We start from the raw sequence: 16,791 nt of genomic DNA on the forward strand, positions 1-16,791 counted from the left end.
GGCGGTGAGGCTGTTGACCGCTTCCGGGTGCGCCTACCATTGCGGGCACCAGTAGCCAGGTGTAGGCGCCGGCCCCCAGGCATCGGAAATTGATTCCGTGTCGTGGATCATGAATTCGACCCACATCACGAACTGCTGGATCAGTTCCTCTTCCGTCAGGCTCTCGTCGGCGGCCTCCGGCTCGTCACTCACGGGGTGGCTCCGTCCGTCTCAAGATCCTTCGCCGGGGTTGCCTGGACAGGGGTTGCCTGAGCCAGTTTCCCGGCGTCTGGCAGGCCTTCTGTGATGGTGGCGGAGAGTTTCTTGTCCTTGAACCACGGGGAAAGGCCGATCAGCGCGGCCGGGGCGCTGGCGCTGAAAAGGACGTGAATGCCGGCAGGTTCGCGAAGTCCTCAGCACCGGCCTTCGGAAGTGTTTTCGTGGGCTTGTCCTTGCCCATGTCCTTCTCCCGGGTCCCGATGGTTTCCGAGAGTCCGCGGGTGAACGTGGTTTCCTCGTTCGCGCCGACAAGGCGGAAAACGGCTGTCTGCCAGAGCTTCCTCATCCCGTTTTCTCCCCATTCGCCCACGCCCTGGGCGTACGCCTGGAGGTAGACGGTGAAGCACAGGCCCAGGGAACCGAAGTAGCTGAAGTCCTCCGGCAGCGAGGGCCAGGGGACGATGTTGGCGACTTCGTCGAGTTCAGCGACCAGCGGCACCCGCAACCGTGCGGCCCCGGGTGCCTGTTTCCTGGCGGCGGCGGCGGCGGTGATGATGGATTTAACGATGGCCGTGATCACGGCCCCGGTGCCTCCGGGCAAACCAGGCGTAAATCCCGCAGGCCACCGGATGAACGGACCGGCGGGCGGATCATCGGGATGGTCAGCATCGACGCCCGCCCGAGGCGGCCGCAGACCGCCGTGTGCGTGGCTCGTGGGAAGGTGACTTGATCATCGCGGAAAGGCCGGCAAGAGTGCGGTTGCGACACTGGTGGAGCGCAACAGCAGGTTCCTGATCATGCTTGGCCTGCCGGAGGGCAAGAAGGCCGCACCCCTGGCCGATGTGCTGATCGGCCGGGTCAACAATCTGCCGGCTGCTCTGCGCGGATCGCTGACCTGGGACCAGGGCACGGAGATGGCCCACCATGCGCAGCTGAGCCTGGCCACAGACCTGCCGGTGTACTTCGCGCACCCGCACTCTCCGTGGGAGCGGCCCACGAGTGAAAACACGAACGGGCTCATCCGCGAGTACCTGCCCAAGGGCGAGGTCCTGACGAGCCATCAGCCCTATCTGGACTCCATCGCAGAGGAACTCAACGGCAGGCCCCGGGCCGTCCTGGGCTACCTCACCCCACGGGAAGTATTCACCAGGCTACTCAACGACGATGTTGCTAAGACGGGTTGACACCGCCGGCTTCATGATGGCTGGAAAACGCAAGTCGCTTTGGGAGCGCATGACCTACACGGAACTCTTCACCCGCAACAACTTAGAGCACATGGCTTTGTTCAGCGGTATCGAACCACCAGGTGGTTTCACAACCTTAGACCCGCCTGAAGCAATGTAAGCATTGGCAACCGGACAGGCAGGACAGACTGGCTGTCTGCGGCCTCATTGCCGACTCATCCCGTGCAGGGGCTCGTGCCGGAGGGTGTCCATTCGGCCATGTTCTACTCACAAAAAGGGGAGACTGCCAACGGGCGTCTCCCCCTTTTTGCGTGAGGTGGTTTCTCTAAGTTCCCTGCGTCCGCACATCAGGGAACCAGCCTTCCGGGGCCTTCTTCGGCTCCAGGTGTTCGGGGTCCCGGTGCTTTTGCATATCGCATTTGTAGAACGGGCCGCGTGGGTCCAGTAGCACGCTCATGTGGTGATCCGCGTGATCCTTCCACCAGACACTGATGCCGGTGGCTCCGTCCAGCCTGAGGTGTTCCCAGGCCCGCCACAGCGCTTCTACTCGGGAGAGTGCTTCGGGGTGGAAGTACCACTCGATGCACCATTTGGCGGCGCGGCCGTCGACGTCGCGGACGTAGGTAGGCAGCAGCTGCTCGTGCAGGAATTCTTCGGTTGAGCCGTAGACCAGTTCCGGTGGCTTCTGCTCCTCTGGTCTGTCCGTAGGCCCCTCTGTGTCGCTGCTGCTTGGGCCTGTGGCGAATAGTCCAATGTCGGTTGTCATTCTCAGAGTCTCCTACGTCGTGACCCAGGGATTGACCACCGGCTCAGCTGCTACCGGGACTGCCACCGGTTCCTCGGGGCGTGGGCTGTATTTCTTGATGGACGCCTCTACGGCGTCCTTGTGCGGGCCGGTGTACCAGGGCAGGGTCCGGACCAGTGTGGCCGGTGCGCCGGATGCGAGAACCACGGCGCGGCCGCGGTCGAGTTCCGCGAGGTTGGAGACGTCGAAGATGCGCTCTTTGCCTTCCTGCCGGGAGCGGCTGGAGCCTGATTTGCCGGACGAGACCGAGACGTTGATGTAGCTGTAGTCCCCGATCAGGTCCGAGAGGGTGCGGAGGAAGCCTTCTTCGGCGACGCCGCCGCCGTAGACCTTGACGTTGGCGGCGGACCAGATTTTCCGCATGTTCGCCTCTCCCCACAGTTCGACGCCCTGGGACCAGGACTGCAGGATGGCCATGACGATCAGGCCCTTGGAGCCGTAGTGGCTGAACTGGTCCGGCAGGCCGGCCCAGCGGACGACGTTGGCGAGCTCGTCCAGGGCGAACAGTGCAGGCAGCGGCAGGCGGCCGCCGCTGCGCTCGGCCCGTTCCTCCATCGCTTCAGCGATGGCCACTGTTAGTGCGGTGGTGAGCGGCGCGGCGGAGCCGGCGCCTTCTTTGGAGAGGATGTAGATCGTCTCCTGTGAGGCAGCGAAATCGCGGGGGTTGAACTGGCGGCGGGGATCCGTGGCCACGGACGCGCCGTGGGCCGGGGCAACCCAGCGCAGGGTGTTCCTGCTCTTGAGGCACTGGATCATTTTCTCGGCGGTGCCGAAGATACCGTCGCGTTGCTTGTCGGCCAGCTTCAGCGTGGACTCCAGGCCCTTGTACTGCAGCTCGTAGTCATGCTCTTTCAGGATTTCGATGGGTTCCTGGCTGACCTGCTCCGTGACCCACAGATAGACCTGGGTGATGGGCCGCTCACCGAGCGCGGCGGCGAGGAAGTACGAGGAGAGGATGTCTTCGGCTTTCGGGTCGAAGTAGGCATCAGGCTTCGAACCAGGGGTACGGGAGCCGACCGAGAAGTGCTGCGTGAGCTTGTAGGCCTTCTCTTCGTCGGTGACGTAGGAGAGGGGGTTCCACCACCAGTCCGGTTCTTCCTGGGCGATCTTCTGCGGGTCGAACACCCACACGGGGGCCGTGAGCTCTCGGACGCCACGGGTGCCGTCCACGACGTCGCGCTTGTTTGAGGTGGAGACCACGGCGCCGGGTGCGTCGAGGATTGCGGGCATGACCCGTGAGGTGGATTTACCTGTCCGGGGGCCCCAGATGTCGAGGCTGAGGTCTTCCCAGGATTGAATGAATTTCTGGCTGGTGGAGACGACCTTGCCGACGACGATGCCCGGCGTGCCTGTGACTCCCAGCCGCTCGGCCGTGGCTTTCGCGCCCTTCTCGGAGAACGCGGCCAGGGATTTACCGCGCCCCAGGTACCGGGCTGCCTTGTCGACGCGGGCACGCTTGGACGCGCCCTTCCTCCAGGCCACGAGTACGACGATGGCAAGGACCACGATCACGCCGGCCATGAGGGCCGCGGCGATCGTGGACTGGACGGGCCACGGCACCCGGCCCTTGATCAGCCCTGCGATCAGATCAATCGGATGGGCAGGCGGGGTATCAAGGCCGGCCATCCAGGAGCCGAGGTGGGCGGCCGCGTAGGTCCCGCCGCCGGCCACGACGATGAAGCCGATGGCGAACCAGACCAGCAGGGCATCTCCGAGGCCCATTCCCTTACGGTTCGGTGCGCTCACAGCGTGCCTCCTTCAAGGGGGACGGAGGGGGTCATTGGCTCGAGGAGCGATTCCGGGGCCTCATGCCACTTTCCTTCGGTGTCGTTGACTCCATCAGGGCCTTGCTCCAATGACGTCAGTCCCACCACGACCGGGATGCCGGGACGGCCGCCGACCTTGATCAGGAACTTCCCCCGTCCGGGAGGTTCGACGTCGAGCCCGCGTGAGTCCCACGCGGGCGGGTCCTGCCAGGAGATGAGCTTCTGCTGCTCCTCACCTGACAACGGGACCGCCGAGGTCAGCAACGGCATTTCCGAGGCCGGCAGGCCCCCGCAGATCACCATGCCGGAGCGTTCGACGAAGCCGCGGGCTTTCATCCGGTCTTCTTCCGCCGGGAGCGCCAGCAGGTCAGACATGGTGTGGGAAATCATGATCTGACCGACACCAACGGAGCGGTTGAGCCGGGTCAGGGCGTCCACCCGGTCGACCATGCCTTTACCGGCGCGCAGTGCCCGCCACAGCTCATCCAGGACCACGAAGTAGTTCCGGCGCGGTTCCAGTCCTGCGTCGGCGAGGGCGTTGGCGACGTTGACGGTCCCGAACCCGTAGGACCAGCACGCGAGCAGGATTGCTGCCTGGAGGTCGGTTTCGGTTTCGTCGATGCTGGAGACATCGAAGACCACTGCGCGGTCGCGCATCATGGGGTTGGTGGTGTGCCGGGCGAAGATTTCTCCGAGCTTCCCGCCTCCGGTCAGGCCGAGCAGCGTTGCTTCCAGTGCCCGGGTTTCCTGCAGGTAGACGGTCATGTCGCCGCGGTCCAGGGCGACCTGCCGCAGTTCATCGGGGGCGGAGATGATCACGTCCAACAGGTCCTTCAGGACAGGGACACCGTCGAAGGTGTCATCGAGGACGCGCAGGGCGCGGTCCAGGATGGTTTGTTCCTGGTCGGTGGGCGGGTTGTTCCGGCTGATCGTGACGAGGGAGACGACCATGGTCAGGCGGCGGCCGTGCGCGTCGGCGCGGACCCGGGCGGCGTCCTCATGGTGGCCGCTGTCCTCGAGCAGCTGCGCCGCTTCGACGGCCTGGCCGGGATCGAGGATGTTCAGGTAGCCGACGCCGCGGCCGAGCTTGATGACCTGGCCGCCGAGTGCCTGGACCGCTTTGACGTGCTCGCCTTTCAGGTCCCCCAGGATCAGGGGGTGGACGCCTTGAGCGGAGAGACCGATGAACATCCGGCGCACCACGGTGGACTTCCCCAGCCCGGGTTTGCCCAGGATGAACGCGGACGGGTTGGAAATCAGGCGTGCGCGTTGGAACCAGCTGATCGGGTCGCAGCAGACCGTGGCCTGGGTTTCCTCATGGCGTCCGAGCGGGACGCCGATCATGGGCGAGGACGCCCCGGAGGAAAAAGGCCACAGCCCGCAGACCTGGACCGTGGTTCCCCGGTACTCCGTCACGGACGGGACGAGGGCGGCCATCCCGCCGCCACGCCCGGTCCAGCCGCGGGCAGCCGGCCCGGCCTGGCGTAGCTCCTTCTCAGTTTTCTTCTTCGGCGTGGCCTTGACCGGTGCTGCAGCCGTCTTGGCAGGGCGGGTGAAGAGTTGCATGCAGGCCATTAGAGGGCGTCCTTGATTTCGGAGGGCACCATGCTGTGCTGGGGCAACACCAAACCAAGGGGCAGGGAGGCCGCGAACGCAGTGTCCTGCGAGCCGTAGGCGCGGCGCAGCAGCACCCGGGCGGTCCCGGAGGTCTGTTCAATGGCTGCCACGGCATCGGGAAGGCGTTCCTTGTCGGTCACGGTGGCCGTGACGACCATCCCGAAGTTCACCAGTCCGGCGCCTTGGGCTTCCTCCTGCGCGGTCTGCGCGGCGGAGCGGGCATCGACCAGGGCACGGGCGGAGGGCCGTGTCCCGGAGGTGATGCGGACGTTGGCGTTGTTCTGGTCCCGCTCCACCACGGCGGCAGCCCGGGCGGAATCCATCGGGCGGTACAGCAGGGAGATCCGCTTCCGGTCGATGTCCCCGTGCGGGGCCAGCAGCCGGGACAGGACCGAGGAGTTTACCGACCCGCGCGGGGCACCTGTCATGGTCCAGGAGGCTGAGAAGGCGCTGTCGTGCCGGTAGTCATCCCAGCTGGCCTGCGTCGCGGTGGGGCCGACTTCGCCCCAGGTCAGGGACACCGGGGAGCCGGCGGCGTGCGCTTCGTCGATGATCAGGGCAGCGGGCGGGTCGTAGGCGATCCGGATGACCTCGCAGAGTTCCTGCGCGGACATCGGACGGGCGATCCCGGCGCCGGTGGACTGCAGCCGGGCCGACAGGCCCGGGATCCGGGACGCGAGGTCACGGGCAACATCTTCCGGGGTGCGCTTCTTCGACCCTGCGCGGAGGGAGGCGTTGAACGTCAGGGACACCCAGGCCCGGACCGTGGCCGATCCTTCCGGGTACGTTTTCACGACCTCGGTGAGGACGTTCCTGGCAAAATCCGGGGCGTCCGGGTCGATGTTCATCATGACCTCATTGCGGAGCCGGTAGCCGGAGTCCGGGGCGGTCTCCACCGTCACCGCGGCGGCGTCCAGGCCCGCTTCGTCCCCGAGGCCGGCGAGCCAGCCGCCCCAGTTCGCCACCCACGCATCGACCTGTTCCGGGTCCACCAGGGACGCACCGTCGGGTTCGGTGGAGAAAATCACCGTGAAGTGGCTGGTGGCCGGTACATGCAGGAGGGCGAAGGGCCGCTTGTAGGAGTCGGTGAACTCGTACAGGGTCGACTTCGCAGCCAGACCGGGCAGCTGATACAGGCCCCACGCCGTCACACCGAGGGGGCCGGAACGGTAGAGATTCGTTCCGGAAGACCTGGAGAGCCGGAAGCTCATCCGTGTCCCGAACCGGTCAACAACGGACTGGCCGTGCTTGTCCTTGACCGTCAGCAACAGCGCGCTGGCCCCGGCCACGGCCAGAACAGCCAGGCCCGGGAACAGGCCCCAGATCGCGAAGCTGATGATGCCGGCCAACAACCCGGCCATGACAAGGCCCGTGCCGATCGCGCCGAGGTTACCCAGGCCCGCTGAGCGCGGGACACGCCAGTTGCCGTAGGACGGTTCCTTGTATTCGGTATTAATTGCTGCCACTGGGGCCCTCCGTTGTCGCTGATTGACCGGTTGAATCCTGCGCGGTCTGTTGTGCGGCCTGAGAAACCCTGGACGCTGCTTGTGCTCCGGCGGCGACGGCCATGCCAGCCGGGCCGGCAGCTGTCGCCGCACCCGACGCGGCGCCTGCGCTGCCGGCAGCAGCTCCTGCCCCGGCGCCGGTGGTGCTTCCTGCTGCGCCGGCCGTGGCGGCGCTGGCTGCCCCGCCCGGTCCGGTAGCCCCGGGGGTCGGCTGGCCGCCGCCTCCCTTGGGACCAGGTGTTCCGTTGCTGCCCTTCGGAGCTGAACCGGATTGGTTGCTTTGCGTGCTCGCCGGTGTCGGTGCGGCATTGCCTTTGCCGCTGCCACTGCGGCCCAGGGACACTGCACCTGTGGCCATGGCCCCAACGGCAGCGCCTGCCCCGGCGCCCCCGCCGGAGGCGACGGCACCGACCATGGGCGTCACGAACCGCATCAGCGCCGGCAAAGCGAACAGGGCAACGAGCATCAGCGTGAAACCAGTGATGGAGCCGATCAAGGAGTCCTTCCCGCTGGTGTGTCCCATGAGGAGGAATGCGACCGAGTAGACAATGGCCGCAGCTGGTTTGTAGAGGATGAAAGCGATAGTCCAGCCAACTGCTTTTTGGAACCACTGCTTTCCCATCTCTGTGTTCGTGAAAGCTGCCGTGGTGGGCAGGATGCCCGCCAGGATCACCAACATGCCGCTGCGGACCACCATCAGGACGACCTGGACGAGGGAGGCAATCAGACCGATCAATCCCAGAACGATGAGGATAAACACGCCGACACCCGTCTGATTGGTCAACACGAGGATGTTCATCGCCTCGGCAAAGCCCTTACCGTCGGTGGAATGCTCGATGATCGCGGCGGAAAAGGCATCTGCTGCGATCACAAGGATCGAGATGACACCCAGACCAAGCCCCGAGACTAAAGCCAGCGTGATGAGGGATCGCAGTAAATCCTTCAGTGGTGCTCCGCGTTGTTCCCAGATCATCCTGATTCCACCGAGAATGACGGCGAGGACCGCCAGCGTCAGAGTCCAGACCATCAATTCGCTGTTCACCATGGAGACGACGGGGCTTGGCGTCGTTCCGTCCACACTGGCCAGGTTCACCGTGGGCATGGACACCCAGAAGGTAGACAGTGTTGTCACCATCTGGCTCATGCCCTCCATGATGGATTTCGCCAGATTCCCGATCGCGTCGTTGACCACCCCGGAAAGGGCGTTACCGGTCTGGCACCCAACGTCGATGATGTTGCACTCGGCCATGTCAGACCCCTGACCACGCGATGAAGGCGCTCAAGTCACTGACTTGGGTGATGTCATTGATCAGGTGTCCATCATCGGAGACTTTGGCCTTCCAGTCCCCGTCAATCCACCGGAGCGGAAGCACGGTGTGCGCCAATGCCCCGTTCTTGGTTTCGAACGCCAGATCAACGTCGGCTTCGGCCGGGGTGTAGGACTTGACTAGGAAGCCGCAGATTTGGACGGTGGTGTCGGCTCCCGTGGAGGGAGCCATGGTCGCCGAGTCCTTCATCGCTATATCCCGGCCCGGTCCTTTTACGAGCAGCCGGTCCGTCAACTTGGCGTTGAGAGCTTGTGACTTGGCGGAGCCAAGGGCAACCATATTGGCAGCCGCATAGAGGGCCCCCGTTGGGGAGTGTGCGAAACATGACCGGAAGCCGTCCTCGTCGATTACTCCGGGCCCGAAGGTTTTGGGATCGGTGGGGGCGGCCATTTTATCGATCAGCGTCCACGTTGACTTCGGTGCCGCCCCCAGCGCCGTCTCGGACGTTGAAGGGAGACCGCAAACGCTTTTCCCGGTCGCGTCGGCGGACTTCGCGGGCGTTGCCGCACCGCTGGCGGCCGATGAGGTGGGAGCAGGCTGGGCGTTGTCCTGACCTTCGGGGAGCAGGAAGATGACGAGGGCTGCTGCGATCAGCGCGACCACCAGCGCGGCAGCAATGATGAACCCGGGTTTGGTGAACGGATTGCTTTCGGTGGTGCTCTCTGTTGACTGGCTCATGGTGAACCTCCCGTTGTTGGTGCTGGCTTAGACGAAGGCGCGGACGATGCCGGCGGCACCGGTGATGATGATGCAGCCCATCAGGACCCAGCCGAGCTTGCCGATGGCCTGGGCTCCTTCGCCGCGCTGGAGCTGGATGACCATGCCGATCCCGACGATGATCACGCCCAGGACGCCCAGGACCAGGCCGATGCCGGAGGCCCAGTTCAGGAGCGTGAGCAGGCCGCCTGCCTGTGCCGGAACGACAGGGGTGGGGTTGGGGATGACGCTTCCGTCAAATACGGCGAAGGGGTTCATGGTGAGACCTTTCAGTTGGTGGTGCCGGGTGTGGTGTCGGTAGCCAGGACGGCCAGGTCAGTGATGAAGCGCCGGTACTCGCGGGCCGGCGGGGTTGTGGCGTCCCCGTGCCGCCAGGCCTCGACCCAGGGCAGGGTCCAGAGCCGGGGCGCTCCCCCGCCGACGATGGCGGTGAAGTCACGCAAGGGTTTGGGAGTCTTCCCCGGCGCGTCCGCCAGGACGGCGAGACCGAGCAGATCAACCGCGGGTGTCGCCCCTGATACCCACTGCGTCAGGGCGCTCTGTGCAGCTGTCAGGCCGCGCATGTCTGCGCGGCAGACCAGCAGCACCCGGGGCTTGCTGCCGTCCTGGAGAACGGGCCAGCAGTGATCGGTGATGCGTGCCCCGTGAAGGAGGTCCGCGATTCTGCTTTCGCCGGCTCCACCGTGGGTGCCGGTGACCCACAGGGCTGCGGAGCCGGCGACGGTGCGGCGGCCCAGGCGGTCTGCGGCGTCCGGTTCGACCATTCCCCTCAGTGGTTCACTGATCACTGCCGCCGGCGGCGCATACGTATCTGAGGATGCCGTGTCCGCGCCGTCGGCGGGGACCGGGTGGGTGATCCAGGGGTTCAGGGACTGTTGCACGATTTCCTCCTTTCAAACTCCGGTGCTGAGTGGCTTAGAAGCCGGCGGCGACGGCGGCCGCGGCGGCGAGCCATGCACGCTGGGTTGCGGGCTGGAGGGCTTCGTAGCGGATGGGTCCGTTGACCAGGGCCGGATCGTAAGGAATCCGGACGACGGCCCTCACGAACGGTGCGAAGCCGTCAGCGATCCGCTGCGCTTCGGCTTTGGCCCGTTTCAGGGCCTCGCCGCTCATGCTGCGTTTGGTGTCGGTGGATTCAGAGACGATGACGACGGCGCCCCGGGCCAGTTCGGCGTCGTGGCCGCCGCGGGATTCGAGTGTCTGCAGGGTCAGACGTGCGGCTTCGGCGCGGTCCTCGATGGCGGTGACGGGGACGACGAGCTGGTTGGTGTGGTCGATCATCCGCCGCCAGTTCGCGGCCCGGGCGGTGTTGCCGGAGTCCATGACGACGAGCCGGTAGTAGCGGGTGAGGACCTGGTGGGCGATGTCGACTTCCTCGGCGGTGACTTCGTGGTCGCCTTCTTCGTTTTCGTCCGAGCGCAGGACGTCGAATTTGTCGGCGGTCTGGTGGTGAACGAACTTGGCGATTTCGGCGGCGTTCGTTGCCGGTGAGAGCAGTTCGGTGGAGGCGTCGATCAGGTCCAGGACGGACCGGTCGTGGGCGCCCTTTTCCGTCCGCCAGCCCAGGGTTCCCTGGGATTCGTTGTTGTCCCAGGCGACGGTGGCGGCCCCGCTGTAGCGGGCGAGGATGGCCGAGAGCATCACCACGGTGGGGGTCTTGTTCGCCCCGCCCTTGCGGTTGACCACGGCAATGGTGCGGGGGCCGGGCCAGTGCTGGCTGACCGTGCGGACGTCCTCACGTTCGGTGAGTTCTTCCTCTGAGGGGTCCATCCGCAGTCCCAGGCGGGTGAGTGTTCCGCGCCAGCCCTGGGTGGCCGGTTCCAGTACCGGGGCGCTGACCAGGAACGAGGTTTCCTTCAAGCTGCGCCGCGTCGGCGCCGCTTCCTCGGTGAGGGCGTCGGCCGTCTGCGGTTCCGGGTTGGCCGGCACCGGAACGGTATCGGCAGCGACGTGGGCGTGTGGCCACGGCTGGGCGCCCACCGGTGCTGGAGGGGCAGGAACTGTCGCGGGCGCTGCTGGTGTGGCCGCGGGCTCCGGTGCGGGGACGGTCTCTATGATCGCCGGGACGACTGTCTTAGGCGTGGTTTCGGGGGCTTCTGCCCGGCGGCGGGCCTGCCGGGGGTCATAGGAGACGGATTCGATCTTGTTATCCGGGTGGACGATGAGTTCACCGTTGCCTTCGGGATCCTCGATCCGGACCCTGACGGGGCGCTTCAGGGTCTGCGCCTCGCCCACGATGAGAGCCAGAGCGTTGTTGCGCAGTTCCTGCACGGTGTCCCCGGCAGGGACGACGCGGGAGTTCCCCGCGACGACGACCTCGGCGGTGCCGTTGTCGCGGACGATGGCCCGGATGTTGGGAAAGGCCAGAACTTGCGTTGGTGTAGTACCCATGAGCTTCTTCCTTACGTGTGTGAGATGGAGGTGCGGCGCTTAGGGCGACGGCGGGGTGAGCCGGTTGACCTTCCACGGGGCGTCCTTGCCCGTGCGGAGCAGCTGCACCGTGTAGGGCCCGGCATCGGTGGGGACCGCTGCCATGACGCCGAAGCCGTTGGCGTCATCGACGTTCAGCGTGGCGGGGCCGGTGACGCGGCTTACCGGGATGTTGGCCGGGTCCACTGCCGAGTAATCGGCAGTCGCCTGCGGGGTCAGCCAGCGGGCCAGGTCGTTGGCCCACTGCTTTTCCTCCAGCGCGGGGCGGGCGAAGTCCGCCATGGCCTTCCCGGCGGCGTCCACGGCCTTGTCTTTGCTGGCCTGATCCCAGCTGATGCCGGTCGTGGCCGGGATGGTGCCCCCGGGCGCCTGGGGTCCGCTGTTGGCGCTCAGTGAGACCGGCGCGGACGCTGTGGGCTGGCTGGTTGATGCCGCCGGTGCCGGCGTCGTGTTCGCGGCCGGTGCGCAGGAAACGCAGAGCAGCGCCACGGCGAGCAGGGTCAAGGGCTTTTTCACTTCTTCTCCTCTTGGGTGGGCAGGTACAGGAAAGCGGAGGGGACAGTGTTGGCCACTGTCCGGGTGTAGTAGCTGTGGTCATCCGGGGCCGGGTTGCCGTTGTAGCCCTCTTCGACATAGGTCCCGTGAGTGTTGACTTCCTTGACCACCGCGACGTGGCCGAAGCTCGGGTCCGCTCCGCCGGCCCCTGGCGCGTACCAGACCACCGCACCGACACGGGGTGTGCCGCCGGTGGGCCAGCCCTTGGCGTCCCAGCCGGCCTTCCACGTCAGGGCCGAGCCAAGGCCCTGCCCGTCCGGGCGGAAGGTGCCGTTGAGGAACTTGAACGGCGCGCCCGTGGAGCCCATCTGTTGGTTCACCCGCCACAGGGCGAAGTCCACGCACTCGCGGTGGTACATGCCCAGCGGTGAGGTGCTGGCTGTGTTCGCGCCGGCCTGCAACCAGGTGGGCGAGTTTTTCCACGGGTAGTCATTCCCCGCGCCGGGCTGTCCGGGGATGGCGCAGCCGCTGCCTTGCAGGGAGAACTTCGAGTTCGAGAGCGCCTGAACGATTTTGACGGCCTCGGGCCAGTACTTCTGGTAGTGATACGGGTCGGAGTTGCGCTGGACCTTGTTACCGGCAACGGTCGGTTCCAACAGCTCCCAGCCAGCGATACCCTGCAGGGCCTTGATGAAGTTCGTGGCGCTGATGATGGGGTCCATGCGGTCTGCGTAGGAGCCCCACGCGCCGTTGTCGCGCTGCTGGAACAACCCCCGGGAATCAGGGCCCGCCCCGTCACCGTGATCCAGTACCGTCAGCGCGGATTCGCCCAGGGAGACCATGACGCTGATCATCTGGCCCCGTGCCGGCAGATTCAGTGTCTTGCCGGCGTTCATGATTGCTGCAGCGTTCTGGAGCTGCTCCCCGGTGTAGCCGTCCACCCTGGTATCACCGTCAATGATGACGGACACCGTGGGGCCGCAGCCGGCCGTTGCCGGAGGTGGAACGAAGAGCATGACGATAGGAAGGATCAGCCCGCACAAGACCGCCGGGACCAGAACTGCCGCGCCCCCCAGGAGTCCCTTTGGCTTCAAACCGGCCCCCGGTTCATCCCGGAAACTCTCTTGGTTAGCAATAGAGAAGGACAAGAAGAGAGGCTGTGTTTTCCCGGGCATCAGGCAGGATAGATCCATGTCCAGCCTCATCCGACCAGAACTCCCCTCGCAGGTCGAGGCTGCCATCAGCTTCATGGGCAACAGGGCCCAGGCCGCCATCCTGCGCCACCTGTCGCTTCTGGGCCCGTCGGTCATCGGCCGGTTGCAGTCCGTTATGGCCATCAGCCGCCCGAGCCTGAACCGGCACCTGGACTCCCTCGCCACGGCGGGGCTGGTGCAGACCGATCCCCCGGCCGGCATGCGCCACGGCAAAGACGTCACCTACACCGCGCAGCCGGCCAGAATCCGGGAACTGGCACACCAGTACCTCAGCTACGTCCAGGGCAGGTGACTCCGGCTGTTTAGGGTTCCGCCTGCAGCATGTCATGTTCCAGAGTCTACTGAAAATATTTCAGTATTGAAAATTTTTCAGTGATGGGCCATCGCGCGTTGCCCGCAGCGGGAGCTGTAGCCCCTGCCACCCCCAAAAACTGTTGGAGGGGCTACAGCCCGTGATGCCACACGCTGTGCACGGTCAGGCCGTTATAGGGCGCCTGAAGCATGTCACGCTCCAGAGTCTACTGAAGAAATTTCAATAGTGAATGTTTTTCAGTCCGATGGGCGTTGCTTGTCTGGTCGGGGCGGAAGGTTTCGCAGGGCTTGAGTTACTGCCCGCAGTGCGTCCACGTTAACTTCTCCCAGAACCCGGGCTGCGAAGTGCTCGACCTCGGCAATGCGGTATGCCTCTATCAGCCGGAGTTCAGCCTCGACCCGTTCCGGAATCGGGCCGCTGCGCTGAAGCAGGTAATTCTCGTCCACGTCGAAAAAGTACGCCAGCGCCCTCAACAGTTCCGGGTCCCAGCGGTTATCCGGAGAGCCAGCGAGCAGCCGATGCCATCGGGTTCTCGTAAGGTTGATTCCCCGCTCCGCCAGTCCCTGGCGGACATCTTCGTAGGTAAAACTGCCAGCGTCTTTGGCGTGAACGATATCTAGGAGAAGCTGGAGTCTTGAGGCAAGAACCTCTTTATCGCTTCGCGGATCTATGGGGTCGTCATTTGAATTCACGCGCAATCCTGCTCTCGGCCGACGAGGGCCACGCTCCGTGGGCAGCGTTCTGCCGGTGGTAACGAATTCACAGCCCTCCTATTTGTTTCCGTTGAGACCAATTGCCGGGCCTGGGCGGCTTTGCGGAGTACCACGTGAGCAGTCAGCCAACAATGAAAGTATATGAGGCCCCAAAAGCGACTATGCCGGCTATGAAACCGGCTATGACCTGGGGGGCTGAGTGGTCCCGGAGATAGACCCTGGACCAGCAGACAAGCGGAGCAGCCACAACGAACGGCAGCCCGAGCCAGCCGAACATTAGAACAGCAGACGCTGTCGCGCCGCCCAAAGTCAGGGCATGGCCCGATAGTTTCCATATTGGACTGATCAGGATGAGGGCTACGATCCCGCACAAAATCCCGCCAATGAGTCCCCAGACAGGCTGTGGTGCGCCGATGACCGAGAGGATTGCGCAGCCAAGCAGAGCTGAGCCCAGGGTCCACAGCATGACGGGGCGCCGCTGTTTCTTGTCTCCCACATGGTGGTCGGTCAGCTGGCCCCTTCTGGCCAGGATGAGGACAACCGCGAAGGGCACCAGACAGATGAAGAGGGCCGCAATAACGCCGGACCAGATGGAGACTGACCACTGGTCACCGAGAAGCGAAGCCAGAATCAGCAGAAGGGACAGCACGAGGGGTGGCTGCGCGATTTCGGTCGCGGTCCTCGCGAGACGGCCGACTGCTGTGGATGACCTCTTTGCAGTCAGAGTTGGGGTTGCTGCTGTCAACGTACTTCCTTCACTGGGAGGACCGATTCCAGCGAGCCGATGCCGCCATCAAATCGTGCTTGGACCGCTTCAAGGACGCGGCCGGCGAGCATGGGTGTGGGTTGCCCGGACAGCGCGACCTTATGGTCGCTGGAACGGATGACGTATTCGTACAGACGCGAAGAGGGACGCTCGGCAAAGAAGCTGCTCGCTATGCTCACCAACCAGGCTACAAACGACATGCTCCAGTAAGCCCTTCCCAAGGTAGCCGTGAGAAATGCCAAGGCGGCCCGGTCCCAGAGCTGCAGCCGACGCCACGCTTTAACTGCTGGCGGGATGCCCAGGCCCAGGGACGTGAGCAAAACCCCGCCGTAAAACAGCGGAGTGAACAGGATGTACAGAACCTGTTGGAGAGAAAAACTGCCCACGTCGTTGTGTAAGGCGGTCATGTATGCGATTTCTTCGACAGAGGCGAGGACAACCAGCGCCATGCCGGCTGCGACCACCCGGGAGCTCACGCGGACGGGCAGGCTTTCCTGAGGACGGAGGCAAATACGCAGGACAGATACGGCCAATAACGCCAAAATGCCCATGTAGACGCTGGCATAGATGAAGATCGACAGCTGCTGGACATTTTCCGGCACGAACCTGGAAGAAGTCGGAACAAAATGCTGAAACAAGAATGGGACGGTGATGGCGCCAGCTCCGAGGCCGGCCGCAACGGGGCGGTGGCTGAAGCGGGAGCGGTAGCTCTCATCCGGAGAGTAGGCAGCGAAGATTCCCTCACGCACTAGCCAGATGGCGCTCGTGACACACAGATTACGAATCAGGTGCAGGAAGTTGACCCCACCAAGAGCAGCATCAAGGGTTCCTTCGGGCACGACGACGCCGGTAGCAAAGAGGCCGAGAACACCAATTCCTATCGCACCAACAAACGCTGTTGAGGATCCCCAGCGGGCGACAAAATAGAGGCGAACGGCAAATACCGTTGTCAAGATCCAGAAAGCGGCAGCGATCATAGCCCGAACACCCGTTCGGCCTTCGTGGCCTCCTTAGCAGGGGTGGCATGCAAAACCTGCGCCAGGCCGAAGGCCAAATTCTCCGCTGCGGCCTCAGCCTCATCCAGAGGAACGTCCACTGCGCGGCACATCCAGCTGACACCGTTCCGCTTACCAATGCCGGAGAAGAAGGACCCTGCGATCAGTCCGTCCAGAGGCTTTCCCTTGTGGCCCAAGAGGATGTGGCTCACTTCGTGCAGCACAACGTGAACGCTCCAGGCCTTGGCGCCCCGAAGGTAACGAACGATGCCATGGTCGGGAGTGTCAATCCAGTGACCGGTGACACCCTCCCCCAGGCTGTCCGCTGAGCCCTCCTCGAAGACCAGGCTCTTGCCATACTTCTTTTCCACCGCAACCACCAGGTCGCTCAACGAGGGGTAGGGCGGCAGGTTCAGCGCCTCGATGACATCCACGGTCAGTTTGGACTGTTCCATTCTCAAGACTCCGGTAATCAACTGAAAAAATTTCAGTAATGTGTACTATAGAAACCAGCGCCAGACGCGCCTTAGCAAGGGGTAACCGTACCAAGCTTCCAAAAAATGTGCTTGTCACAGAGAGGGTGGAGGGCCTACTAGTGAATCTGGGCCAGTGCACCACGAGCAACATAGCGAGACACCTGCAGCCGCTCCAATGGCAGTCCTCTCGGCGACACGCCGACCCTCTTCCCACTTAACGGAATCTGATTCATGTTGTGTATGAGATGTAACTTCGGTCCTGGGAGGGA

Annotated in this window: 18 protein-coding genes and 1 pseudogene; 2 read left to right on the top strand and 17 right to left on the bottom strand. The window is 64.4% G+C overall.

The features are described 5' to 3' along the window. Positions 1 to 33: 33 nt before the first annotated feature. Entirely contained in the window at positions 34 to 192 is a 159-nt protein-coding gene (locus ACQCSZ_RS25590) for a hypothetical protein (protein ID WP_427008764.1), read from the bottom strand. A 139-nt stretch (positions 193 to 331) separates the two neighbouring features. Next, positions 332 to 778, bottom strand: coding sequence for a TraM recognition domain-containing protein (locus tag ACQCSZ_RS25595; RefSeq protein WP_427008765.1), 447 nt, complete (start codon positions 776 to 778; stop codon positions 332 to 334). Positions 779 to 790: 12 nt separating this feature from the next. On the opposite strand from ACQCSZ_RS25595, the pseudogene ACQCSZ_RS25600 reads away from it, so the two are divergent. Further along, positions 791 to 1,382, top strand: a pseudogene (locus tag ACQCSZ_RS25600) (IS30 family transposase); the annotation flags it as partial. A gap of 325 nt (positions 1,383 to 1,707) precedes the next feature. Here ACQCSZ_RS25600 and ACQCSZ_RS25605 read toward each other — a convergent pair. From ACQCSZ_RS25605 to ACQCSZ_RS25655, 11 genes are read right to left on the bottom strand one after another with little or no spacing between them, the layout of a single operon-like run. After that, entirely contained in the window at positions 1,708 to 2,148 is a 441-nt protein-coding gene (locus ACQCSZ_RS25605; RefSeq protein WP_427008766.1) for a DUF4913 domain-containing protein, read from the bottom strand. Between the two features lie 12 nt (positions 2,149 to 2,160). Next, positions 2,161 to 3,933: a type IV secretory system conjugative DNA transfer family protein gene (locus ACQCSZ_RS25610; protein WP_427008767.1), complete on the bottom strand. Its 1,773-nt coding sequence runs from the start codon at positions 3,931 to 3,933 to the stop codon at positions 2,161 to 2,163. Continuing rightward, complete coding sequence (locus ACQCSZ_RS25615; protein WP_427008768.1) at positions 3,930 to 5,528, bottom strand: ATP/GTP-binding protein; 1,599 nt, start codon at positions 5,526 to 5,528, stop codon at positions 3,930 to 3,932. The genes ACQCSZ_RS25610 and ACQCSZ_RS25615 overlap by 4 nt, the downstream gene beginning before the upstream one ends. Then, on the bottom strand, positions 5,528 to 7,036 hold the full coding sequence (locus ACQCSZ_RS25620; RefSeq protein WP_427008769.1) for an SCO6880 family protein: 1,509 nt from the start codon (positions 7,034 to 7,036) through the stop codon (positions 5,528 to 5,530). The genes ACQCSZ_RS25615 and ACQCSZ_RS25620 overlap by 1 nt, the downstream gene beginning before the upstream one ends. Then, positions 7,023 to 8,324, bottom strand: coding sequence for a hypothetical protein (locus tag ACQCSZ_RS25625; RefSeq protein WP_427008770.1), 1,302 nt, complete (start codon positions 8,322 to 8,324; stop codon positions 7,023 to 7,025). Before ACQCSZ_RS25625 ends, ACQCSZ_RS25620 begins: the two co-directional genes overlap by 14 nt. 1 nt (position 8,325) lies before the next feature. Then, a complete protein-coding gene (locus ACQCSZ_RS25630; protein WP_427008771.1) occupies positions 8,326 to 9,081 on the bottom strand; it encodes a hypothetical protein in 756 nt (251 codons plus the stop codon). Between the two features lie 27 nt (positions 9,082 to 9,108). Next, positions 9,109 to 9,378: a hypothetical protein gene (locus tag ACQCSZ_RS25635; RefSeq protein WP_427008772.1), complete on the bottom strand. Its 270-nt coding sequence runs from the start codon at positions 9,376 to 9,378 to the stop codon at positions 9,109 to 9,111. A gap of 11 nt (positions 9,379 to 9,389) precedes the next feature. Beyond that, positions 9,390 to 10,001, bottom strand: coding sequence for a DUF6668 family protein (locus ACQCSZ_RS25640; protein ID WP_427008773.1), 612 nt, complete (start codon positions 9,999 to 10,001; stop codon positions 9,390 to 9,392). 34 nt (positions 10,002 to 10,035) lie between these two features. Then, the gene (locus ACQCSZ_RS25645) at positions 10,036 to 11,511 is read right to left on the bottom strand and encodes a chromosome partitioning protein ParA (protein WP_427008774.1); all 1,476 of its coding nucleotides are present in this window, start codon (positions 11,509 to 11,511) and stop codon (positions 10,036 to 10,038) included. A 39-nt stretch (positions 11,512 to 11,550) separates the two neighbouring features. Continuing rightward, on the bottom strand, positions 11,551 to 12,066 hold the full coding sequence (locus ACQCSZ_RS25650; RefSeq protein ID WP_427008775.1) for a hypothetical protein: 516 nt from the start codon (positions 12,064 to 12,066) through the stop codon (positions 11,551 to 11,553). Next, a complete protein-coding gene (locus tag ACQCSZ_RS25655; RefSeq protein WP_427008776.1) occupies positions 12,063 to 13,061 on the bottom strand; it encodes a CHAP domain-containing protein in 999 nt (332 codons plus the stop codon). Before ACQCSZ_RS25655 ends, ACQCSZ_RS25650 begins: the two co-directional genes overlap by 4 nt. 175 nt (positions 13,062 to 13,236) lie before the next feature. Here ACQCSZ_RS25655 and ACQCSZ_RS25660 point away from each other — a divergent pair, with 175 nt between their 5' ends. Beyond that, positions 13,237 to 13,551, top strand: a complete 315-nt coding sequence (locus tag ACQCSZ_RS25660; protein ID WP_427008777.1) for an ArsR/SmtB family transcription factor — start codon at positions 13,237 to 13,239, stop codon at positions 13,549 to 13,551. Positions 13,552 to 13,808: 257 nt separating this feature from the next. On the opposite strand, the gene ACQCSZ_RS25665 is transcribed toward ACQCSZ_RS25660, so the two are convergent. The 4 genes from ACQCSZ_RS25665 to ACQCSZ_RS25680 all read right to left on the bottom strand — a co-directional run bounded on the left by ACQCSZ_RS25665 (position 13,809) and on the right by ACQCSZ_RS25680 (position 16,501). Continuing rightward, complete coding sequence (locus ACQCSZ_RS25665; RefSeq protein WP_427008778.1) at positions 13,809 to 14,264, bottom strand: hypothetical protein; 456 nt, start codon at positions 14,262 to 14,264, stop codon at positions 13,809 to 13,811. Between the two features lie 142 nt (positions 14,265 to 14,406). Then, complete coding sequence (locus ACQCSZ_RS25670) at positions 14,407 to 15,030, bottom strand: phosphatase PAP2 family protein (RefSeq protein ID WP_427008779.1); 624 nt, start codon at positions 15,028 to 15,030, stop codon at positions 14,407 to 14,409. Continuing rightward, positions 15,027 to 16,028 (bottom strand): hypothetical protein, encoded by a 1,002-nt coding sequence (locus ACQCSZ_RS25675; RefSeq protein WP_427008780.1) that lies wholly within the window; start codon positions 16,026 to 16,028, stop codon positions 15,027 to 15,029. The genes ACQCSZ_RS25670 and ACQCSZ_RS25675 overlap by 4 nt, the downstream gene beginning before the upstream one ends. Beyond that, the gene (locus ACQCSZ_RS25680) at positions 16,025 to 16,501 is read right to left on the bottom strand and encodes a hypothetical protein (RefSeq protein ID WP_427008781.1); all 477 of its coding nucleotides are present in this window, start codon (positions 16,499 to 16,501) and stop codon (positions 16,025 to 16,027) included. The genes ACQCSZ_RS25675 and ACQCSZ_RS25680 overlap by 4 nt, the downstream gene beginning before the upstream one ends. Between the last annotated feature and the right edge of the window lie 290 nt (positions 16,502 to 16,791).

Origin of the sequence: Pseudarthrobacter sp. H2 (genome assembly GCF_050157045.1) — a bacterium.
In the GTDB taxonomy this organism is placed as follows: domain Bacteria; phylum Actinomycetota; class Actinomycetes; order Actinomycetales; family Micrococcaceae; genus Arthrobacter.